Source organism: Amedibacillus sp. YH-ame10 (genome assembly GCF_053848885.1).
Map to the genome: position 1 here is coordinate 74,484 of NZ_JBSPFA010000003.1, position 20,869 is coordinate 95,352.

General features: G+C 33.8%; 24 protein-coding genes. 19 read left to right on the forward strand and 5 right to left on the reverse strand.

Annotated features, from left to right (window positions below; translation table 11 throughout):
- The first annotated feature begins 100 nt into the window (after positions 1–100).
- The 6 genes from ACWG42_RS02055 (at position 101) to ACWG42_RS02080 (ending at position 5,259) form a co-directional block, all read left to right on the forward strand.
- Positions 101–1,405 carry an Mbeg1-like protein gene (locus ACWG42_RS02055; protein WP_455789838.1) on the forward strand — a complete coding sequence of 435 codons (1,305 nt, stop codon included), beginning with the start codon at positions 101–103 and terminating at the stop codon, positions 1,403–1,405.
- 70 nt (positions 1,406–1,475) lie between these two features.
- Entirely contained in the window at positions 1,476–2,027 is a 552-nt protein-coding gene (locus ACWG42_RS02060) for a PadR family transcriptional regulator (RefSeq protein WP_455789839.1), read from the forward strand.
- Positions 2,028–2,068: 41 nt separating this feature from the next.
- The gene (locus ACWG42_RS02065; RefSeq protein WP_455789840.1) at positions 2,069–2,803 is read left to right on the forward strand and encodes a DUF3784 domain-containing protein; all 735 of its coding nucleotides are present in this window, start codon (positions 2,069–2,071) and stop codon (positions 2,801–2,803) included.
- A gap of 141 nt (positions 2,804–2,944) precedes the next feature.
- Positions 2,945–3,238 carry a hypothetical protein gene (locus ACWG42_RS02070; RefSeq protein ID WP_455789841.1) on the forward strand — a complete coding sequence of 98 codons (294 nt, stop codon included), beginning with the start codon at positions 2,945–2,947 and terminating at the stop codon, positions 3,236–3,238.
- A gap of 74 nt (positions 3,239–3,312) precedes the next feature.
- Positions 3,313–3,774, forward strand: a complete 462-nt coding sequence (locus tag ACWG42_RS02075; protein ID WP_455789842.1) for an S-ribosylhomocysteine lyase — start codon at positions 3,313–3,315, stop codon at positions 3,772–3,774.
- Positions 3,775–3,999: 225 nt separating this feature from the next.
- The gene (locus tag ACWG42_RS02080; protein ID WP_455789843.1) at positions 4,000–5,259 is read left to right on the forward strand and encodes a S8 family serine peptidase; all 1,260 of its coding nucleotides are present in this window, start codon (positions 4,000–4,002) and stop codon (positions 5,257–5,259) included.
- 51 nt (positions 5,260–5,310) lie between these two features.
- On the opposite strand, the gene ACWG42_RS02085 is transcribed toward ACWG42_RS02080, so the two are convergent.
- From ACWG42_RS02085 to ACWG42_RS02095, 3 genes are all read right to left on the reverse strand, one after another.
- Complete coding sequence (locus ACWG42_RS02085) at positions 5,311–5,736, reverse strand: hypothetical protein (RefSeq protein ID WP_455789844.1); 426 nt, start codon at positions 5,734–5,736, stop codon at positions 5,311–5,313.
- A gap of 208 nt (positions 5,737–5,944) precedes the next feature.
- Positions 5,945–6,313, reverse strand: coding sequence for a hypothetical protein (locus ACWG42_RS02090; protein ID WP_455789845.1), 369 nt, complete (start codon positions 6,311–6,313; stop codon positions 5,945–5,947).
- A 5-nt stretch (positions 6,314–6,318) separates the two neighbouring features.
- Positions 6,319–6,528 (reverse strand): hypothetical protein, encoded by a 210-nt coding sequence (locus ACWG42_RS02095; protein WP_455789846.1) that lies wholly within the window; start codon positions 6,526–6,528, stop codon positions 6,319–6,321.
- A 120-nt stretch (positions 6,529–6,648) separates the two neighbouring features.
- Here ACWG42_RS02095 and ACWG42_RS02100 point away from each other — a divergent pair, with 120 nt between their 5' ends.
- Positions 6,649–7,173 carry a TetR/AcrR family transcriptional regulator gene (locus ACWG42_RS02100; RefSeq protein WP_455789847.1) on the forward strand — a complete coding sequence of 175 codons (525 nt, stop codon included), beginning with the start codon at positions 6,649–6,651 and terminating at the stop codon, positions 7,171–7,173.
- Between the two features lie 40 nt (positions 7,174–7,213).
- On the opposite strand, the gene ACWG42_RS02105 is transcribed toward ACWG42_RS02100, so the two are convergent.
- Complete coding sequence (locus ACWG42_RS02105) at positions 7,214–7,579, reverse strand: DUF6483 family protein (protein WP_455789848.1); 366 nt, start codon at positions 7,577–7,579, stop codon at positions 7,214–7,216.
- A gap of 12 nt (positions 7,580–7,591) precedes the next feature.
- Complete coding sequence (locus ACWG42_RS02110) at positions 7,592–8,572, reverse strand: Gfo/Idh/MocA family protein (protein ID WP_455789849.1); 981 nt, start codon at positions 8,570–8,572, stop codon at positions 7,592–7,594.
- 118 nt (positions 8,573–8,690) lie between these two features.
- Between ACWG42_RS02110 and ACWG42_RS02115 the strand changes: the two genes are divergently transcribed.
- The 12 genes from ACWG42_RS02115 (at position 8,691) to gndA (ending at position 20,847) form a co-directional block, all read left to right on the forward strand.
- Positions 8,691–9,485 carry a Tim44 domain-containing protein gene (locus ACWG42_RS02115; RefSeq protein ID WP_455789850.1) on the forward strand — a complete coding sequence of 265 codons (795 nt, stop codon included), beginning with the start codon at positions 8,691–8,693 and terminating at the stop codon, positions 9,483–9,485.
- A complete protein-coding gene (locus ACWG42_RS02120) occupies positions 9,448–9,840 on the forward strand; it encodes a (deoxy)nucleoside triphosphate pyrophosphohydrolase (RefSeq protein WP_455789851.1) in 393 nt (130 codons plus the stop codon). Before ACWG42_RS02115 ends, ACWG42_RS02120 begins: the two co-directional genes overlap by 38 nt.
- A 13-nt stretch (positions 9,841–9,853) precedes the next feature.
- Positions 9,854–11,035 (forward strand): PstS family phosphate ABC transporter substrate-binding protein, encoded by a 1,182-nt coding sequence (locus ACWG42_RS02125; protein WP_455789852.1) that lies wholly within the window; start codon positions 9,854–9,856, stop codon positions 11,033–11,035.
- A 35-nt stretch (positions 11,036–11,070) separates the two neighbouring features.
- Positions 11,071–12,300 (forward strand): HD domain-containing protein, encoded by a 1,230-nt coding sequence (locus tag ACWG42_RS02130; protein ID WP_455789853.1) that lies wholly within the window; start codon positions 11,071–11,073, stop codon positions 12,298–12,300.
- A 67-nt stretch (positions 12,301–12,367) separates the two neighbouring features.
- Positions 12,368–12,688, forward strand: a complete 321-nt coding sequence (locus ACWG42_RS02135; RefSeq protein ID WP_455789854.1) for a PTS lactose/cellobiose transporter subunit IIA — start codon at positions 12,368–12,370, stop codon at positions 12,686–12,688.
- Positions 12,689–12,889: 201 nt separating this feature from the next.
- Positions 12,890–15,646, forward strand: a complete 2,757-nt coding sequence (locus ACWG42_RS02140) for a sigma 54-interacting transcriptional regulator (protein ID WP_455789855.1) — start codon at positions 12,890–12,892, stop codon at positions 15,644–15,646.
- A gap of 104 nt (positions 15,647–15,750) precedes the next feature.
- Positions 15,751–16,152 carry a PTS sugar transporter subunit IIA gene (locus ACWG42_RS02145; protein WP_455789856.1) on the forward strand — a complete coding sequence of 134 codons (402 nt, stop codon included), beginning with the start codon at positions 15,751–15,753 and terminating at the stop codon, positions 16,150–16,152.
- Between the two features lie 9 nt (positions 16,153–16,161).
- A complete protein-coding gene (locus ACWG42_RS02150) occupies positions 16,162–16,659 on the forward strand; it encodes a PTS system mannose/fructose/N-acetylgalactosamine-transporter subunit IIB (RefSeq protein WP_455789857.1) in 498 nt (165 codons plus the stop codon).
- A 10-nt stretch (positions 16,660–16,669) separates the two neighbouring features.
- Positions 16,670–17,425: a PTS mannose/fructose/sorbose/N-acetylgalactosamine transporter subunit IIC gene (locus ACWG42_RS02155; RefSeq protein ID WP_455789858.1), complete on the forward strand. Its 756-nt coding sequence runs from the start codon at positions 16,670–16,672 to the stop codon at positions 17,423–17,425.
- A 2-nt stretch (positions 17,426–17,427) separates the two neighbouring features.
- Positions 17,428–18,255: a PTS system mannose/fructose/sorbose family transporter subunit IID gene (locus ACWG42_RS02160; protein ID WP_455789859.1), complete on the forward strand. Its 828-nt coding sequence runs from the start codon at positions 17,428–17,430 to the stop codon at positions 18,253–18,255.
- Positions 18,256–18,269: 14 nt separating this feature from the next.
- Positions 18,270–19,478, forward strand: a complete 1,209-nt coding sequence (locus ACWG42_RS02165) for an amidohydrolase (protein WP_455789860.1) — start codon at positions 18,270–18,272, stop codon at positions 19,476–19,478.
- Positions 19,468–20,847, forward strand: coding sequence for an NADP-dependent phosphogluconate dehydrogenase (gene gndA, locus ACWG42_RS02170; protein WP_455789861.1), 1,380 nt, complete (start codon positions 19,468–19,470; stop codon positions 20,845–20,847). Before ACWG42_RS02165 ends, gndA begins: the two co-directional genes overlap by 11 nt.
- Positions 20,848–20,869: the final 22 nt, after the last annotated feature.

Sequence of the window (20,869 nt, forward strand, 5' to 3'; positions counted from 1 at the left end):
AAAGACAAGAACTTCCTTACAAAAATGATATCTCTATTCATATGAAGTTCCTTGTAATTTTGATGAAAAGATTTATAATGATTCATAAAAGGGTGAGAGTATGCTAAACGAAAAAACATTTTATGATGTATCCTTGTTATCGTATTTTGATTGTTATGAAATTGGTGAAAGTGTTGCGGATTTCATAGATCATATTCTACAAGATGAACAGTTAAGAAAAGATTATGAAAGTATGATTGATTTTTCTTGTAACTTACAAATGGTAGAAAATATACAACGCGATTTATACGAAACGATGTATGTAAAAGAATGCTTCAATGACAATGCACAAAGTGGTGTAGTTTACTATGTGTTTGAATGCGAAGAAGCACTTATCTTTGCGATTCGAGGTAGCGAAGCATTGGATCATGTTCACCAGACATGTGGATGGGAAGATTGGATGGATAATTTCAGAATGTTTTTGAAGAATCCTACTTACCAACAAGTACTCACTTTACATCATATTCAAAATACAACGATAGATAAGCCATTTTATTTATGTGGGCACTCCAAGGGTGGAAATCTAGCTTTGTTTTGTGCATTAACGATGAAGGATGCTTTGGAAGAGAAATTAATGGGTGTTTGTAGCTTTAATGCGCCTGGAATTACTCGTTCCATTTTATCGGTATATCAACGTCGTGCGAAGGATCCACAATTTCTAAAGAAACTTTCTATTTTTGAGAATGAAAATGATACTATCTCTTCTTTCTTCGAACATCTGAAAGAACCAAATTACATAAAATCATGTTATCCATGTAACAATTTGATCCAGCTTTATCACAATCATAATTTATACGCGATGGATTTTGAAGAAAATCTATATTTATTAGCTGAAAAGAAAACAGGTATGCCAAAACTAGTATATCATTTTGTGAATGATTTCTTTGTGAATCTGAAACAAGAACGTTTGGAATCGATTGTTCATCATATGGATGATTATTTTATGAGTGGTTTATCGATGAATGAATTATATAAAGTGCTAATTTATCATATAAGTAAGTATACTTCCTTATTTGAAGATATCAGTTATGAAGAAGTAGGGAATATCTCCTTCCAGGATTTAATCGATCGAAGGAAAACAAAATTACTCACAGCGAAAATCAAGGATTTACAACCAATGGATTCTATTTCTAAAATGGCAACTGAGTTAAAGGCAAATAATCCAATTGCTAAGTTAAATGAAATAGATGTGAAGGAAGTTACATTAGGAATCATAGAGAATTATGAACTGTTAATGAAAGAAAAAGCGAAAGATATTCAAAACTTCGTAGTAGAAAATAATGAAAAAATTATACAAGCGATTAAGTCTATAAGAAATAGAGAAACACCTAGTGAAATTGAACAAGAAGCAGAAGAACTGGAGTAGGGTTGCATAATTTTGTCATCTGATGTATTCTAATTGTAGAATATCACAACATTAGAAAAGAGGAAATGATATGCCTTTAAAACATGCAATTTTGGGTTTATTAAATTACACGGATATGACAGGCTATGATATTGACCGCTATTTCAAATCATCGATAGCGTTCTTTTGGCATTCCCAGACATCACAAATATATAAAGAATTAAATACGTTGAGTGATTTGCATTGGGTTACTAGTGACATTGTGTATCAAAGCGATAAACCAAATAAGAAACTTTTCCATATTAGTGAAGAAGGGAAAGTAGAACTTCACCGTTGGTTGGCAGATGCCAATTTAGAAGATATCATGAAATATAAGAATCCATTGTTGATTAAGATTTTTTTCTCTAGCAATATTGATATTGATCAGACAATGCGTTTATTAGAGAAATATATTCGTAATTGTTCAGACATTATCGATGAAATGAATGAGGATATCAATAGAATCCCTGAGTTTGAAGAGAAGATTCATAAAGATAATGAATCCTTCTTTTGGGGAATGACTATGACGTATGGTTTTATGTATTATCAAAATGAAATTAAATGGGCAAACTGGTGTATTGATAAACTAAAAGAAAAAATTTAATCTAAACTTAAAAAGATAAAGATGATCTAGGAGGCGCGCATATGGCACTCATGTGGATACTTGTAGTTGTATTTGCTATTATGACTGTAATGTTTTATATGGGAAAAGGTGCATTTTTAATCGCAGGATATAATACTAGTTCTCAAGAAGAAAAAAATAAAATCGATGAAAAGAAATTGTGTCATGTAGTGGGAAATGGAACATGTGTTATTACATTAACAATACTTGCGCAAATTCTTTTAGAAGATGTTCTTCCTGTCTGGTTCTTTATGGCAGTCATGGCAATAGATATCGTATATATATTAGTGGCAGGAAACACAAGGTGCAAACGTGATTCCTCTGAGCCATTACCAGAAACAAATACCAAAAGCAAGAAGATATCTATAACAGTAAGTATCATAATTGGTGTTTCGACTTTGCTCATCGTAGCGTTCTTTTTGATGAGTGGAAATGTAAGCATCGAAGTAACAGATACCAATTTAATTGCGAAAGCATCTCTTGTAGAAAGTAAAAAAGTTAAATTTAGTGATATTAAAAAAATAGAACTTAAAGAAAACTTAGATTTAGGCAGTAGAAAAAATGGTCTAGGTGATTTCAAAGTAAGTGCTGGACACTTTAAAAATGATGCATATGGACGATATATGTTATACAGCTTTAACGATTGTAAAACATACATTGTTCTTACTCTAAAGGATCATTCTATTCTTGTGGTAAATGAAAAAACAGAAAAAGAGACAAAGCAGCTATACAATACATTAGAAAAGAGGATTCCATAACCATTCATTAAGTTCCTATTAAACCTAACTTACTGCCAATATGTTCCATAGCTGAAATCTTAATATTTTTTCTAAGGTATTTTGACTATCGAACAAATAGTGCTATAATAAAAGTGTAAATTAACGAAAAGGAGAAGTACCATGGCAAAATTACAGATGCAGGATTACTTGGATTGTTTACAGGCTAAAAAACAGGAAGCGCATGATAAACAATGGTTGTACATTGAAGTAAATGCAAAAGATTTACTTGAAGAATGTGAACCAGGGATTAAAAATCAGAATGTATGTTGTAAAGCAATGCTAGATGCAATGCTAGAAGGTGATGGTTTTATTGTAGAACCAAAAAACAAAAGCAAATGTGCAGCTAGTCTAACTGTTCGTTATTATGTAGATAACCTTAGCCCTGAACGTAGAAAATACGCAGAGGTAAACTAATGTAGTGAGTGAGGCAACCATTGAGGTGGTTGTTTTTCTTTGTTTTATGGTAAACTATAGAGGAGGTGAAAGGAATGAATAAAATAACAAGCTTTTGTATTGATCATGATATATTAAAGAAAGGAATGTATGTATCTAGAATCGATGGAGATGTCATAACTTATGATTTGCGCATGGTAGTACCTAATGCTGGAACATATCTAGAAAATGATGGACTCCATACCTTTGAACATTTGTTAGCGACTTACGTTCGTAATTCAAAATATAGTGATGCAATTGTATATGCAGGTCCAATGGGATGTCGTACAGGGTTTTATTTTCTTACAAGAGATAGCATTTCAAAGGAAGAAGCAATTCAACTTATCAAGGATACGATGAATTTTATTAGGGATTTTGAAGGTGATATACCTGGTGCACAAGAATCAAAGGAATGTGGAAATTACTTAGATCATAATCTAGCAAAGGCAAAGGCATATGCAAAAGATTATGCGAATGTACTTCGTAACTGGAATGTTGGGCAATTGGCATATAAATAATAAAAAGATTCAGTTCATAGTTAAAATTATGGATTGATTTTTTTATTTCTAAGTGAGTGTATTTTATAGTTGATGTACGATATGTATAAAACACGCGATAGTATTTGACAACTTTTTAAATAGGTATACTATAGTAAGTAAAGATGAAGTTATAAAAAGAGTTTTGAAATAATATGAAGTTTGTATAATTAACAACGAAAACTAAAGAAAGAGGGAGGGTATTTTATGAAACGTTGTTTTATGACACTGCTTAGTTTATGTACATGTATTGCACTTGTTGGTTGCCAAAACACAGTAGATAGCGAAGATTTGGAAGGGTATAGTGCACAGGTTGATGTAAAGAAATTGGCAAAAGGTACACCACAGTTTGCAGTGGATAAGGTATTGCCTTATCAATGGGAAGTAGAAAAACCAGATATATTGCCTACAATTGTGGAAAATGGAATGGGATGGGATTTGCGTCATAAAGATCTTCGCACATTTGATTTACGTGATAACAATAATTTTTCGCATGTTACCTATGATTTAGCAACTTTATGGCCCAAACAACTTCCTGCTAACTTCAATCCAAAAAGCATTATGGAGATAGGAAAAAATCCAGGATTAGGGATACGTGCTCTTCATACGCAAGGAATCACTGGGAAAGGTGTTAATATTGCGATTATCGATCAAAATTTACTCTTGGACCATGTAGAATATAAAGATAATATTCAAATGTACGAAACAATTAATTCTTATGGAGAAAAGAGTGCTTCGATGCATGGACCAGCAGTAACTAGTATTGCGGTAGGAAAAACAACTGGTGTTGCGCCTGATGCAAAGGTCTATTATATTGCGACAAGTTTAAGTGATTTAAAAACAGATAGTAATGGAGAAACTGTATATGATACGAATTTAAGCTATATGGCAAAAGGTATTGAGCGTGTGCTAGAAATTAATAAAGCATTGTCTGAAAAGGACAAAATTCGTGTGATTTCTATTTCTAGAGGTTTTTCAGATTTAGAAAAAGAAGATGAAAAAATGGTGTATGATGCAATTGAAAAGGCAAAAAAAGAAAACGTCCTTGTGATTACAACAAGCATGAATATGAATTATGACATTCAATTATCAGGATTAAATCGTTCACAAATGGGCGATGGAGATGATATAAATACGTATAGCTTAGGTTCTTGGTTAGATCCTTCTTATGTACAAGATGACAACACAATTTTTGTACCAATGGATAGTAGAACATTTGCTGGACTTACTTCGAATGATGACTATTGTTATGGATCCAGAGGTGGCTATAGCTGGACCTGTCCTTGGCTTGCGGGAATGTATGCGCTATGTTTACAAATAAATCCAGATGTAACACCTGATTTGTTTTTATCCTTAGCAAGTAAAACAAGCACAGAGCTATTGGATGAAAATGATTCTACAAAGATATTGAAATTAAATGTTGTAAATCCTGAGGCACTTATAGAAAAAGTAAAAGCAATGAAATGATAAAAGCAACTCCTTTGTTCATGTAGAATGTTACATGAAGAGGAGTTGTTTTTATGTAGTAAACCTTTTAAATATCATGTAGATGCCAAATGTTATGAAACTAAGACTTACGACCATACCAAGAAGCGAACTGCTTGTGGAAGCATAGGTAGATTTTTGCATAGTTAGTAATGCACATTGTATTGCGACAATCGATACGCAAGCATCCGCAAAATTAATGATTTTAATAACAGAAAACACTGGTTGTTTTTTACCTCGTGCTTGAAGGACTCCATAAATCGCAAAGCCGATTTTATAAAAAGCGATTGCAGCAACACCAAACACAATATACTGCGGATAGGCGATTACTTGATTATTGGTATACATCCAAATACAGCATAAGAGATAAGAGATTCCTAGTGCACCCATAAAATAGCCACTATGATGATATATTTGAATTTGTTTATCGTAAGAAGAGGATTCTCCTTGATTACGCATGAGCTTAGCACAACGGTGTAATACATGTGCTTTACTTATACAAATGGTTAGGTAGTAAAGAGAAGTTATCATGAACCAATAAGAGGATAACAAAAGACCAATCCATAACTTAACAATCGCAATTCCTAGGTTCAATAACGTGGAACATAAGGTGAATGAAAAGGTTCTATGGGATGAATATTTTTTTAACAAGAGCAACATGTGTAGCTTATTTTATTTTGACGCAGAAAGGCAACAAGCCTAATAATAGTAGGATTCCTACTATACCAATACAACTTCCTAGAAGTATTTGTTCATACACCATAGATATACTCATGCCAGCACCAAAGCATAGGATGCCTAAAATACATAAAATGAAAAGCAAAATTGTTTTTCCATTTATGTGTATGGGTGTCATTTGTTCCATTCTGCGATAGACAAGAATCATAATGAATAAGACGATAAGTCCAACCACACCCATTACGATACCTTGGTTGAAAAGGTTCCACTCAGGTAGTAAACACATACACATTCCTAAACCTAACAACAAAATTCCAAGCGTACCTAGTATTAAGGATACATACGTACTTTTCTTCATATCTTCTACCTACTTTCCTCTTTGTTCTGTTTTTCTTTCTTTAATCGTTCTTTTGCGTCTTCGATAGATTCGCCATCATGCGTTAAATAGTTGTCCACAAATTTATCTTCAATTTTTGTGTAACCTTCCACTACTCCAGATTCAATTTTTTTATAGCCATTGATCACGGCCTTTTCGATTTTTTTGTTTGCTTGAATAAGTTTTGATTTTGCCATATAAATATACCTCCTATAAACCAACACTTGTTGTAATATTACAATTACAGTATAATTTCATTAAGCGTAGGTTTCAATCATCAAAAACGCAACATTTGTTGGAATAATGGAGGATATGTTATGAATATAGCGAACAACGCAAGACGAAAAGCATCTCAAAAGAAAATTGAAAATGCTTTTATTGAGTTGATTCAGGATAAAAAAGTAGAGGATGTATCAATTACTGACATTTGTTCGATTGCAAAAGTTAATCGTTCTACGTTTTATGCAAATTATGTAGATATATATGATTTAGTGGAAAAGATACGAGAAAGGATGTTGAACGATTTCTTTTTGTTATATGAAGATGAAATGAACCATAAGTATAATTCAAATGACTTTTTAAAACTATTTCAACATATTAAAGAAAACCAAATGTTTTATCATACGTATTTCCATTTAAACTTTGATTTGGACTATATAATTACTGCCTATGATACTGATGCTGCAAAGAGGTACTATAACAATGAGTTTATAGAGTATCATATGAATTTTTTTAGAGGGGGAATTACCTCTATTATCAAAATGTGGTTAGCAAACGGCTGTGATTTGAGTTGTGAGGAAATGTTCCGTATTATTAAATCAGAGTATCAATATAAGGGATGAAAAAAAGCATCTTTTTCTCAATCGAGAAGAGGATGCTTTTCTATAATTGAATACCAAATTGATCAGTGATAAATGATAAATCGTTATATAACTGATTTCTAGAATATCCACTGTTTGTTAATTCGCTTTCTGTTCTTGCGTTGATTTGATCAAAACAAGATAGGGCAACAGATAAGAACTCCATATTTCCATCTTCAAAATCATCTTTGATTAAGGTCACAGCTTCTTTATATTTCCCTTCATCAATCAGCTTTCTTAATTTACGAAGATAGTTTTTTGCTTTTTCGTCACTTAATTCTTCTTCTTGCACTTCTTTTGATGCTTGTCTATGAAGAAACACTTTCCCTATCATTCCAGTGATATCTTCAATTTGACGCATGATAAAATCATTTTCAAATATGCTCATAGGGTTGCCATATTAGTTTTCATCTGTTGGAAATACAATATTTCCATCTTTACGTAAAGCAGTGTATACTTCCATAACATTACGACTATAAACAAGATGTTCATGACATTCTTCTAGAGCATTTTCTTCAAATTGTTTTTTGAAGTCTTGTAATTCATAAAAGAGTGAAATTTCATTTTGTTTCACAGATAGTTCTTCATCAGTACCATTTACATGAATGGTAAAGCTAGCACATTTGCTTGTTTCAGAATGTAATGTGATATATCCTTTTTCACCTTGTATTTGTGAAATGCATTTACTCTTAGTATCTTTACATCCTACACATACTGCTTTAAAACCATCGTATTCTAGAATGGATACGCCACTTGTATCAATTCCATTAGGATGTTTATTAGGGAAGTAGTGAAGGTCTTGTGGTTTTCCAAATAGACCAATTACAAAATGTAAGTTATAAATCCCAATATCCGCTAATGCACCACCTGAAAAAGCAGGGTTAAATACATTTGGAGTTTCACCAGCAAGTAGTTTATCATAACGACTAGAGTACTGTGAAAAATTACACTGTACCATACGAATGGTTCCTAATCGTTTGATTTGTTCCTTAATTAGTTTATAGTTTGGCATATGTGCAGTAACGATTGCTTCATGTAAGAATAAAGAATGTTCTTTTGCATATGCAAATAGAGTATCAAATTCTTTTAGAGTAGAAGCAAAAGGTTTTTCACAAATGACGTGTTTCCCAGCCTTCATTGCTTTGAAGGAATGTTCATAATGTAAACTGTTTGGGGATGCGACATAAATAAAATCAATATCTTCCCTAGATAACATCTCATCCAAATCCGTATAAATATCTGTAATATGATATTTTTCCGCAAGATTTTTTGCATTTTCTTTGTTACGTGAATACATTGCCACACATTCTATATCATTTTGTGTAGCGGCATTTAAGAACCAGTCAACAATCATACCAGTCCCAATTGTTGCGACTTTCATAAAAACACCTCCTAGTACCAATACTATAGCATATTTTAAGTTAAGAATATAGTAAGGATTGTTTCATTTACATACTGAAAAGGCTTCGTTATAATGTAAGTAGACAAAGGGGAAAGTTATGAAGAAAGTAAATAAAATAATATATTGTATCATCATGATGTTGTTATGTATCGTTCCAATCCAAGGCAGAGCAGGAGGCGGAGGATCTGGCGGAAGTGGAGGAAGTGGTGGCTCAGGAGGATCAGGGAGTTCATCTTCATCTGGATCTTCATCTCATGGTGATTCAAGGGATGGAATGTTTATAAGTATAGGATTTGTTGGACTTATGATTTTTGGGGTAGGAGGTTCTGCCTATTATTTCCGTTATCAAGTATATAAAAAGAAAAGAATAAGTGGAAAACTTTTAAAAGAACTAGATGATATAGATGAATTCTGGGATGAACGTCGTATACAAAAACAAGTGGAAGAAATTTTCTATAAAGCACAAAGTGCATGGACAAATAAGAATATAGAGATTTTAAAACCATATGTAAGCGAAGACTTGTTTGAGAATTGGCGTATGAAAATTGATTGGATGGATATACGCAAAGAACGTAATATATTAGATAAGGTAAAACTATTATCAAGCCATGTTGTAAGTATTTATGATTCCAAAGTAAATGAACATGATATGTTTTGGGTGTGTATTAGAGGTAAGATGGTAGATTTTAAAATCGATGAAGTAGAAGAGGTTATCATCGAAGGAGATAAAAGATCACACGAGTTTTTTGAATATTGGAAGTTCATTAGAAAAGATAATACAATTTTATTAGATGAAGTACGACAAAAAGATGAATTAGATCTTCATACGCTAGTTGATCTTAGTGAGGAGTTACATGATGAAGACGATACAAGTAGTTTGCGGAATCATTAAACAAAATGGTAAATATTTAATCGCAAGAAGAGGAAAAGGTGTACGTGAAAATATATGGGAATTTCCAGGTGGTAAAGTAGAGGCAAATGAATCTCTTGAAGAAGCAGTTCAAAGAGAAATCAAGGAAGAACTAGAAATCGATGTGAATGTAATACGTCATGTACTAGATATTATAGATGAAAGGGAAGATATGATACTACAGGTATCTGCGTTTCTTTGTGAGTTTGTATCTGGTGAGATAAAGCTACACGCTCATCATGAAGCTTGTTTTGTACGGGCGAATGAACTTACTGCGTATTCATTTGAAGAAGCAGATCAACCAATCTTGCAGGCACTTATAGAGAGTTCATATTGAAAAAGGAGAACACATGAAAAAAACCACAAAAATTAATATTGCATTGATTGTAGTAACCTTTATATTAACACTAATATCGCTTCCCCAAACAGTAATATTTTTGCTATATTCAGCTTGGTCTTCTACCCATGTGTATATACAATATGTAGCCGTTATTCTAAGCGTATCTGTTTATGGAATCGTTTGGTTAATGGTTATAAATTATGTTGTTCATCAAAAGATGGCAAAGTTTAAAATTCTGGCTGTTTTCCTATTCCCTTTAATTTTGAGTGGAGCTACTTATGCAGGTACACTTGCATATGATGCATATCAAGATCGTTATGTGAAGGTTTCAACAGAAGTTGATTTAGAACAATACAGACCATTTCAAAGTAAGCTATTAGCAACGTTAGATCAAAAGGCAAGTCTTCAAATAGAAGAACCAGTGATCACATTGGATGGAGCTACTGCATTTTATCCTGTATATGCATCGTTTGCACAGGCAATCTATCCTGAAAAAGAATATCCTTTATATGATGGGGATGTTACTTGTTATACAACACCTGATGCTTATCGACGATTGTTAGAAAAAGAAAGAGATATGATTTTTGTATTTGAACCAAGCAAAGGACAACAAAGTGATTTTGACAATGCGAATGAAACGATGGTGAAAACACCAATTGGTAAAGAAAGCTTTGTATTTTTCGTGAATGCGGCTAATCCAGTAGATTCCTTAACAAGTGAACAGATACAAGATATTTATAGTGGAAAGATAACAAACTGGAAAGAGGTCGGTGGTAAGGACGAAACCATCAAAGCATATCAACGACCAGAAGGTAGTGGTTCTCAAACAGCATTGTTAAGTATGATGAAGGATACACCAGTGATGCAGCCCATAGAAGAAAATGTGGTACAAGGAATGGGTGGAATCATTTCACAAACTGCAGATTATCAAAATCGTGAAAATGCGATTGGGTATTCATTTCGATACTTCGCAAAGGAAATGGTAAATAATAAAGAAATAAAACTTTTGAAGATTGATGGAATATCACCAGATAAAGAAAATGTACGTAATGATAGTTATCCGTTTATATTTCCATTCTACGCGATCCACTTAGAATCCAATCAAAACGAAAGAATAGATACGTTATTACAATGGATTACTTCCTCACAGGGAAAAGAGCTGATTGAAAAAAGTGGCTATGTTACGTACTAAAAACGTAGTATACTATAGAAAAGGGGCGTGAGATTATGATAAAGACGAATGAAACCAAGGTCATGAGAGATCCAATTCACGGATATATCCATGTGGACTTACAAGTGATATGGGATTGTATCAATGCTAAGGAGATGCAAAGATTACGCCGGATTCATCAATTAGGTGGAGATTTTCAGGTATATCATACTGCAGAACATTCACGTTTTTCACATTCTTTAGGGGTGTATGAAATTGTACGTCGTATGGTAGAGGAAATTGATTCCTTAAGTAAAGAATTAACGGAATATGAAAAAGCGTGTGCAATGTTAGCTGGGCTTTTACACGATATAGGGCATGGGCCTTTTTCTCATGCATTTGAAGGCATCAGTGTATATAAGCATGAAGAATATACAGTAAAGATAATTATGGAAGATAGTGAGATTCATGATATTCTAATGCGATATGACCCTAAACTTCCTTCTGATGTCGCAAGTATTATTTTGTATCAACATCCTAAAGAATGTATGAACCAATTGGTAAGTGGACAATTGGATGCGGATCGTATGGATTATTTATTGCGTGATGCTTATTTTACGGGTACAAGTTATGGGAATTTTGATTTGGAAAGAATCCTAAGAACAATCCGTGTGAAAGACGGAAGAATCGTTGTGAAAGAAAGTGGTATTCATAGTGTCGAGGATTATATTATGGCGCGATACCATATGTATTGGCAAGTTTATTTACATCCTGTAGCACGTAGTTATGAAGCTCTTTTATCCATTATGTTTCAACGTATGAAAGATGTCTATACGCTTCACCCAGAAATGTTAAAGGATGTGCCAATGTTTGAACCATTCTTAGCTGGTGAAGAGGCTAGTATTCATGACTTACATCGTCTTGATGAATCTGCAGCTTTATATGGATTTGCATTACTCCAAAACTGTGAGGACTTCACATTAAGTGATCTCGCATATCGATTATTGAATCGTCATCTGTTTGAATATATTAGTAGTAATGATCCAGCGGATGTGGAAAGAATCCGTGAAAAAGTAAGAGAAATGGGCTACGATGATACGTATTATGTATTCCAAGATGCTGTTTCACAAAAACCATATTCACCATATGCAGGAAAAGAAGGAACACATAATATTTGGGTATTAAGTGATAGTGGAGAAGTGAAAGAGTTATCGAGTGCGAGTGATATTGTACAAGCTTTAACAAAGGTAGATTTGAAAGAAGAGGCAAAAATTTACTTCCCACAGAAAAAAATATCTATTTCCTAAATTCGTAGTAAAATGTTTTCTTAAAGTATGATACAATAGGGACACAGATTGACGCGAGGTGAGAGCGATGGTAAGTTCAGAATTAGAGATTTTGGAAATCATTTCTTCTGTAGGGCAAGCACGAAATTCTTATATTCAAGCTATACAGGAGGCAAAGAGTCATAACTATGAAATGTGCAATACATTGGTTAGGCAAGGGAATGAAATGTATGCGAAAGGACATCGTATTCATCAACAGTTAATTCAACAAGAAGCTGGTGGCGAAAAGGTTGAATTGAATATTTTATTAACCCATGCGCAAGATCAATTGATGAGTGCAGAATGTTTTAAAATTCTTTGTGATGAGTTTATGGATTTATATCGCCGATTGGATGAAATGCACGCTTAAACACTTCATTAATTTTGGAGTGTTTTTTTTACATCTTGTAATTCACATGAATTAGACAGAGCGAATATGTATGAATAACCAATATTTGGAAGTGCTTTATTTTGACATTTATACATATATCATCTATAATCGAAAGTTAGAAGATATATGTATGATAATGATTGTGAATAAGCGTAAAAAAAGAAAATTGGGGTGCATGAAATGTTAAGAAAATCTAGGATTTACGACTGTTTAAAACGTCTCTGTCAGGATATTACACAGCAGCAAATAGAGCAAGGATTCGATGGTATTACTGCTGCTGAGATTGCACAAATACTCGATCTTGATCGAGCAAACACAAGTAAGGAATTAAATCAGCTACAGCAAGATAAAATGGTTATCAAAACAATGGGTCGTCCTGTTTATTATTTCGATGTAGAATGTATGGAGCAACTATTGCGTAAGAAAATTACCCAATTTGAAACAGACTCTCTACATGATTTATTAGGGTTAGATTCGAATAGTGTAGATGATTTTTATCATGTAATTGGTAGTGAAGAAAGTCTGAAAACAGTGATTAAAAAAGCAAAAGCAGCAATGATTTATCCTCCTTTCGGACTGCACACATTGTTAGTAGGACCGACGGGTTCAGGGAAAACGATGTTTGCGGAAATTATGTTTCATTATGCAGTTTCATATGGAGTATTAGATAAGGGAGCACAGTTTGTTATTTTTAATTGTGCGGAATATGCAGATAATCCTCAGCTATTGTTGAGCCAACTATTTGGGTATGTAAAAGGTGCCTATACAGGAGCCGATGTATCCAGTGATGGATTGGTGGAAAAAGCTCGTGGTGGTGTTCTCTTTTTGGATGAAGTACACCGTTTACCTCCAGAAGGACAAGAAATGTTATTCATGTTAATGGATCGTGGAGAGTATCGAAAATTAGGGGCGAATGAGAATGTAGAACTTAAAAAGATATTAATCATAGCCGCAACTACAGAAAATTTAGAGAGTTCTTTATTACAAACGTTTTTAAGACGAATTCCAATGAATATTACAATGCCTTCATTGGATGAACGTACCATACAGGAACGTTATGATTTAATTGAAAAATTTTTCCGACAAGAATATAATCAGGTACGTATTCCTATTCATGTGAATCATAAAGTTATATGTGCTTTACTTTCCTATGAATGCAAAGGTAATATCGGGCAGCTAAAAGCAGATATTCGCTTATTGTGTGCAAATGGTTTTTTAGCATTTAAAATGAAGGATTATGAAGTAATCAAAATTACAACGAATATCTTACAAGATCATATATATAGAGGATTGTTAAATTCAACAAAGCAGAAAGAAATTAAGGAATTTTTGAAGTTGCATGATAGTACCACTTTGATATACGATAAAGAAACTTCTGAAGAAAATTATGATCGTAAATTTCAAGATATTTACAAAGAAATCAATCATAAATTTCATGAATATGAAATTCATGGAGTAAGTGCAAAGGAAGCAAATGATAACATCCAGTACTACATCAACCAATATACACAGTCTTTGTTTGATAAAGCACAAGCAGAAGAGGAAGAAGATGTTTTGCATAAAATTATTCCTTTACATATTTATCATGCGACTGAAATAGCTTTACAATTAGCTGGTCAAAAACTACGTAGGACGATTTCACAAAGAGTTTGTATTGCAATGGCTCTTCATATATCAGCACTTATGGAACATAAGAGAGGAAGTAGCGAACTTACATCAAATGTTCAAGAAGTGTTGCGTGAAAACCCAAATGAGTATATCGTAGCGAAAGAAATACGTGCATATTTGGAAAAAGAATTAGAAATAATGTTTGATGAACAAGAATTAATTTTCTTTACTATGTTCTTATGTATCGGAAAAGAAGAAAAGATATCACAAAACATAGCATTACTTGTAATTGCTCATGGCAATGGTGTGGCGCGTAATATGGTAGATGTTGCAAATACCCTTTTACATACAAGACATGGACATGCACTTGATATGAGTTTACATCAAAATGTAGATGAATTTTTAACGATCGTTACGGATAAGGTGAAAGAAATTGATGAAGGTAAGGGTGTTTTGTTATTAGTAGACATGGGGTCTTTGTTGTCGTTTGGTGAGATGATTATGAAAAATACCGGAATTGCTATTCGTACTATAGATATGGCAACGACACCATTTGTCTTGGAAGCTTTGCGTAAGACAATGTTAAGTGAATATGAATTAGATGCGCTATATAAAGAGCTTAGAAGCTATACACCCTATATTGGAAAATTGTACACCAAAGAGAAAAGAACAAAAGAAAAATTCGCCATTATCACAACGTGTATCACTGGCGAAGGTGCTGCTATAAAATTAGGAGACTTGATTCGCTCTGCGTTACCATTAATCAAAGATTATCTGATAGAAATCATTCCATGCAATAAAGAAACATTTTATCAAAAAGATATTCTAAATAAGACGATACTAGCAGTTGTAGGGGCAATCGATTTACAATTACAAGATGTTATATATATTTCTAGTGATCGATTAATTCTTGAAGATGGATTGCCTCAACTTAATCAAATTCTACAGACAACAATCGGAGTGGAAGCTGATAATTTGATTCCACCAAATTTTATGACCAATAATTTTCTAAAAGAGTCCTTGATTTTTCTTGATCCTTCGAAAGCAGATGTATCCATTCGTAAATCCTTCAAAATGATTTCAAAAATGTATCAAGTGGATGATTATAATCGTGTATTGATTGGATATATGCTACATGTTGGTTGTATGATTGAAAGATGTGTCCGTAGACAAGAAATGGAGTATGATGACTATAAAACAAGAATTCAAAGAAATGAAAAATTATATAGAATAATTCGCACAGGGATGAAAGTTATTGAAGATGAGTTCCAAATTGTGATTTCTGACACAGAAGTAACATATATTATGGACATCTTTGACACAGAATAACACGCTATGAAAATAAGTGTAAAAAACGCCGTAACTATGGCGTTTTTTATTTTGGCACGGAATTTGCTATAAGAAGGGTGAGTTGGCTTGAAAGGAGATTAAGCATGAAAGATATCAAAATATTTGTTTGCTCTCATGGAAAGTTTTGTGAAGAACTTATAAAATCAGCTGAAATGATTGCAGGCAAAGTAGAAAATGTGTTTGCATTTCCATTGCTACAAGGGATGCCACCAGAAGATTACAAAATGCTGCTAGAGGAAGAACTGAAGAAGGGCCCATCAAAAGTTCTATGTCTAGTTGATTTGTTTGGAGGTACGCCCTGCAACACCTGTGCAATATTGTCAAAAACATATGACATGGAAGCTATCACAGGTTTGAACTTAGCAATGTATTTAGAAGTAACATCACAGATGATGCAAGTACCATTTGAGGAATTAAAAGAGATTGGTATTTGTACACTTCAAGAAAGTGGAAAAGATGTATTAAAGATTTTAAAAGAAAGGTAAGTGAAATGTATGGCAGATATCAAATTGATTAGAATTGACTTCCGTTTAATTCATGGACAAGTAGTAACAAAGTGGGTGAAAGAAGCAAATGCAAATCGTATTGTCATTGTAAATGATGCATTAGCAAAGGATGATTTTCTAGGAAGCGTTTATAAAATGGCTGCACCTTCCAATGTGAAAGTTGATATTTATACGGTTCAAGAAATGGCTACAAGTTGGAAAGAAAACCAGCTTGGAGAAGGAAATGTGCTTTTATTGTTTAAAGGAGTTAGTGATTGTAGAGCCTTACAAAAACTAAATTTTCCAATGACCCAAATTCAAATAGGTGGATTAGGTGGTGGAGCGGGACGTGTCGGTACATCATCTGGAATTTCTTTTGATGCTTATGACGTAAGCCTAATAAAAGAAATGTGTGCAGAAGATAAACATGTGTATATCCATGTAGTTCCGACACAACAAAAAATTGAAATAGAGAAAGTAATCGAAAAGTTACAATTCGATAATTAGGAGGAAAATGATGGATACAAATTTAATTATGATTGCCTTGTTCTGTGGATTATGGCAGTTTGTTTCTACGACAGACTTTGGATACACGCTAAGTGATACTTTAGGACAACCTGTACTGGTTGGTGCATTATTAGGTATATTAACTGGTCAAGTAAAAGAAGGGTTATTAATTGGGGGATCTTTGGAGCTAATGTATTTGGGAATTATCTATCCAGGGGGAACTGTTCCTGCATGTGCATCAAGTGCAGCATTAGTAGCAATTCCAATTGCATTAAGGACAGGCTTAGATGCTCACGCTGCGACTGTACTTGCTGTTCCATTTGGTATTTTAGGATCAGTTTTATGGAATTTAAAATATTCAATTAACTCAACGTTTACTATACGTGCAGAACGTGCTGTAAAGAAAGGAAACTACAAAGGATTAAATAGAAATGCTACCATATATCCATTACTACTAACGTTTCTATTAACCGCTGTTCCTATTTTCTTAGCGAATATTTTAGCACCAACAATTGTGCAAAGTGCAATCGAGGCAATTCCAGATTGGGCAATGCATGGTGTTGAAGTTGCCGGAGGTACTTTACCTGCAATAGGTTTTGCGATGGCTGTTTATACAATTGGAAAAAGAGAATTTCTACCATTCTTTGTAATAGGTTTCTTCACAGTAATTTACTTGAATGTACCGACGATGGGGATTGCTGTATTCGGAGTATGTATTGCTGTTTTATATTTATTCTTAATGACGAAAAAGAAAAATGAGGTGTAATTATGGCAGAGGTTAAAAAAACAAGTAAATTAACTAATAAAGATTTATTTCGCGCATACAACACATGGTATTGGATTTGTGAAGTATCGCATTGTTATGATCGTATGCAGTCCTTATCATTTTGCGCAAGTATTCAGAATGCGTTACGTAAAATTTATCCAAATGATGAGGATTACCAAAAAGCATTATTACGACATCTACAATTTTTCAATACAGAGGGAACTATAGGTTCTGTCATCCAAGGTATATCATTGTCTTTAGAAGAAGAAATGGCAATCAATGAAGAAGAAATGTCGGATGAAATGATTGTCGCATTAAAGACAGGACTTATGGGGCCTATTGCGGGTATTGGAGATACGCTGATTTGGGGAACAATAAAACCAATTTGTTTGGCATTAGCCACAACTTTAGCATTATCAAACAACTTACTTGGTGCATTCTTTGTACTACTGTTTCCAATTTCAGGGTACTTTATTGGCCTGTACATGAGTAAACTAGGGTATACATTAGGAAGATCTGCCATTAGCAAGCTTATTCAAAGCGGATTAATGAATCATATCATCGATGCATGTAGTATTTTGGGATTAATGATGATGGGAGCACTTTCCGCTGGATATGTATCTTTGACAACTACAGCAGGATTCAAACTGGAAAATAGTGATCCAATCTTATTACAAGATATTCTTGATGGCATTTTACCAGGGTTATTACCATTTGCACTTATTTGTGGGATCTACTTTTACATGAAGAAAAAAGGGCAAAAATATGGAGGAATTTTAATTGGAATTATCATTGCAAGTTTAATCTTATCTTTCTTTAAAATTGTTTAAGGAGTCTTTTGCTTATGAAACTTAAAGATATCAAGCAGCTATGCACAGAGACGATCGACCAAGAATTTGAAGGGTTATGGAACATTGCGAACTATCTGTTTGAGAATCCTGAAGTAGCCTTTGCAGAAAAAAAAGCTTGTGCAGCACTATGTGAGGAATTAGAGAATCATGGGTTTGCGATTGATAAGAACGTTGGAAAATTACCGACCGCATTCCGTGCTCGTTTTGAAAAAGGAAATGGTCCTCATATTGCCGTTTTTGCGGAATATGATGCACTTGAACATATGGGACATGCTTGTGGACATCATTTGATTGCAAGTAGTGCACTAGGGTGTGCTTATGCTGTAAAAAAAGCATTAGAAAATAGTGATTTAAAGGGAACCATTGAAGTATATGGTACACCTGCTGAAGAAGATGGCGGTGGAAAAATCATCATGTTAGAGCATGGCGAATTTGATCACCTAGATGCAGTATTTCTTATGCATCCAACGAGTGCTATGACACGAATTGGCGGATCATGTGCAAGCTTCTGTGATCTTTCGATATCGTTTGAAGGGAAAAGTGCACATGCGCAGAGTCATCCAGAGGATGGAATCAATGCTCTTGATGCTGCATCGTTATTTTATCAAGCGATTGGATTACTTCGTCAGCAACTTCGCGATGATGTTCACATTTGCTGTATTATAAGCGAAACAAATACTGATCTCGGCAGAATAAGTGATCACGTAAAATTAGAAGTTGAAATTTCAACGATGGTTGCATCTAATATATCTATGATAAAAACAAAGATTCGAAATATAGCAAAAGGGATGGGATTAGCAACGGGCTGTCGAGTATTTATGGAAGAGTTAGGTGGATACCTTGGTAGAACACCTAATTCTGTACTTGGCGATTTGAGTCGAAACGAACTGCTCGCACTTCATGAAGGAGTGATGGAAGGTATGCCTAGTGATGCTGGTGGAGAGGATTTAGGGAATGTATCACGTGTTATTCCTTCCTGTAATATATATGGAACCATATTACCTGAAAAAAAGATTTCAGGACATACGGAACAATTTCGAGAATTATCTATTAGTGAAAATGGAAAGCATTGCTTGGATGTAACTTCAAAAGCGATGGCAAATGCTATTGTTGAGCTTTTTAACAATCCATCATTAATCGAAGATGCAAAAATAGAATTAAAGAAAAGAATAAAAGAAGAGGAAATGATGTATGGGAAATAAAATAGGCTTATATGGCTTAGGTGTCATGGGTCAATCTTTGGCAAGGAATATTCACTCAAAAAATCATAGCATCAGTGTCTATAATCGAAATAAAGAGGTACTTCATACGTTTGTAAACACATATCAGGGAATAGAAGGATATGATACATTAGAAGAGTTTGTTCATAGTCTTGAAAAACCGCGAAAAATTATACTTATGGTAGCGGATTTTGCGGTAGATGATGTTATCAAAGCTTTGATTCCTCTACTGCAAAGAGGAGATATTTTATTGGATTGTGGAAATACGTTCTATAAAGAGACGCAACGTCGTCAAGAGGAACTTGAATCGGTTGGAATTCATTTTATAGGAAGTGGAGTGTCAGGTGGAGAAATGGGGGCTTTGTTAGGGCCAAGTATCATGCCTTCTGGAAATGCAGAAGCATATCAATCAGTAAAAGATATTTTGGAAAGCATAGCAGCTCATAATGAAGATGGAAGTGCATGTTGCACTTATATAGGGAAAGGCGGATCTGGTCATTTTGTAAAAATGGTACATAATGGAATCGAATACGCTGATATGCAAGTTATTGCGGAAGCTTATGAAATACTAAAAGACAATCTTCAGTCGCAAGAGGAAATAATTCAAGCATGGGATGTTTTGCGAAGTGGTAAATTAAAATCATATCTAATGGATATTACATATGAAATTCTTTGCCATAAAGAAGAGGGTGAGTATTTATTACCATATATAAGCGATCTTGCTCGACAGAAAGGGACAGGAAAGTGGACATCACAAATTTCTTTTGATTTTGCTCTTGCAATACCGAGTTTAACTGAAGCAGTTCAAGTTCGCTTTCTATCGAGTGAAAAGTTAATACGTGAACAACTAAGCGATCACTATAAAAAAGATGCTTATATACCCTATGAAGGGGATTTGTTGCAAGATTTAGAAGATGCTTTATATACGGCTAGGATTTCTACGTATGCGCAAGGACTTCACTTAATTCATAAGGTATCATTAGAAAATGATTATCAAATTGATATGAAGGAAGTTGCACGTATTTGGCAAAATGGTTGTATTATAAAATCTGTGTTTCTTCAAGAAATTATTAGGGCATATATGAAAGATGCAAAGCTTGAACATTTATTATTATCAGATGTACTTTCAAAAGAGATCAAACAATGTAATGATGGAGCTAGACGAGTACTTTTACATGCTATAAAAAACAAATGTTTCACACCTGTATTAAGTAGTTCTGTTCAATACTTAGATGGAATGTGTACAAAGTATTTAAGTACAAATCTATTGCAAGCTCAACGTGATTTCTTTGGCGCTCACACATATGAAAGAACCGATAAAGAGGGAACCTTTCATACAAAATGGGAATAAGAAGCAATACAGTGCTCTTTGC

Bases quoted from the DNA above. Each gene is read 5' to 3' on its own strand.
- ACWG42_RS02135 (WP_455789854.1), top strand. From the start codon at position 12,368: ATGGTAAGTTCAGAATTAGAGATTTTGGAAATCATTTCTTCTGTAGGG.
- ACWG42_RS02100 (WP_455789847.1), top strand. From the start codon at position 6,649: ATGAATATAGCGAACAACGCAAGACGAAAAGCATCTCAAAAGAAAATT.
- ACWG42_RS02080 (WP_455789843.1), top strand. From the start codon at position 4,000: ATGAAACGTTGTTTTATGACACTGCTTAGTTTATGTACATGTATTGCA.
- ACWG42_RS02160 (WP_455789859.1), top strand. From the start codon at position 17,428: ATGGCAGAGGTTAAAAAAACAAGTAAATTAACTAATAAAGATTTATTT.
- ACWG42_RS02165 (WP_455789860.1), top strand. From the start codon at position 18,270: ATGAAACTTAAAGATATCAAGCAGCTATGCACAGAGACGATCGACCAA.
- gndA (WP_455789861.1), top strand. From the start codon at position 19,468: ATGGGAAATAAAATAGGCTTATATGGCTTAGGTGTCATGGGTCAATCT.
- ACWG42_RS02060 (WP_455789839.1), top strand. From the start codon at position 1,476: ATGCCTTTAAAACATGCAATTTTGGGTTTATTAAATTACACGGATATG.
- ACWG42_RS02120 (WP_455789851.1), top strand. From the start codon at position 9,448: ATGATGAAGACGATACAAGTAGTTTGCGGAATCATTAAACAAAATGGT.
- ACWG42_RS02105 (WP_455789848.1), bottom strand. From the start codon at position 7,579: ATGAGCATATTTGAAAATGATTTTATCATGCGTCAAATTGAAGATATC.
- ACWG42_RS02055 (WP_455789838.1), top strand. From the start codon at position 101: ATGCTAAACGAAAAAACATTTTATGATGTATCCTTGTTATCGTATTTT.
- ACWG42_RS02085 (WP_455789844.1), bottom strand. From the start codon at position 5,736: ATGCGTAATCAAGGAGAATCCTCTTCTTACGATAAACAAATTCAAATA.
- ACWG42_RS02075 (WP_455789842.1), top strand. From the start codon at position 3,313: ATGAATAAAATAACAAGCTTTTGTATTGATCATGATATATTAAAGAAA.
- ACWG42_RS02090 (WP_455789845.1), bottom strand. From the start codon at position 6,313: ATGAAGAAAAGTACGTATGTATCCTTAATACTAGGTACGCTTGGAATT.
- ACWG42_RS02125 (WP_455789852.1), top strand. From the start codon at position 9,854: ATGAAAAAAACCACAAAAATTAATATTGCATTGATTGTAGTAACCTTT.
- ACWG42_RS02110 (WP_455789849.1), bottom strand. From the start codon at position 8,572: ATGAAAGTCGCAACAATTGGGACTGGTATGATTGTTGACTGGTTCTTA.
- ACWG42_RS02095 (WP_455789846.1), bottom strand. From the start codon at position 6,528: ATGGCAAAATCAAAACTTATTCAAGCAAACAAAAAAATCGAAAAGGCC.
- ACWG42_RS02150 (WP_455789857.1), top strand. From the start codon at position 16,162: ATGGCAGATATCAAATTGATTAGAATTGACTTCCGTTTAATTCATGGA.
- ACWG42_RS02130 (WP_455789853.1), top strand. From the start codon at position 11,071: ATGATAAAGACGAATGAAACCAAGGTCATGAGAGATCCAATTCACGGA.
- ACWG42_RS02115 (WP_455789850.1), top strand. From the start codon at position 8,691: ATGAAGAAAGTAAATAAAATAATATATTGTATCATCATGATGTTGTTA.
- ACWG42_RS02145 (WP_455789856.1), top strand. From the start codon at position 15,751: ATGAAAGATATCAAAATATTTGTTTGCTCTCATGGAAAGTTTTGTGAA.
- ACWG42_RS02065 (WP_455789840.1), top strand. From the start codon at position 2,069: ATGGCACTCATGTGGATACTTGTAGTTGTATTTGCTATTATGACTGTA.
- ACWG42_RS02070 (WP_455789841.1), top strand. From the start codon at position 2,945: ATGGCAAAATTACAGATGCAGGATTACTTGGATTGTTTACAGGCTAAA.
- ACWG42_RS02140 (WP_455789855.1), top strand. From the start codon at position 12,890: ATGTTAAGAAAATCTAGGATTTACGACTGTTTAAAACGTCTCTGTCAG.
- ACWG42_RS02155 (WP_455789858.1), top strand. From the start codon at position 16,670: ATGGATACAAATTTAATTATGATTGCCTTGTTCTGTGGATTATGGCAG.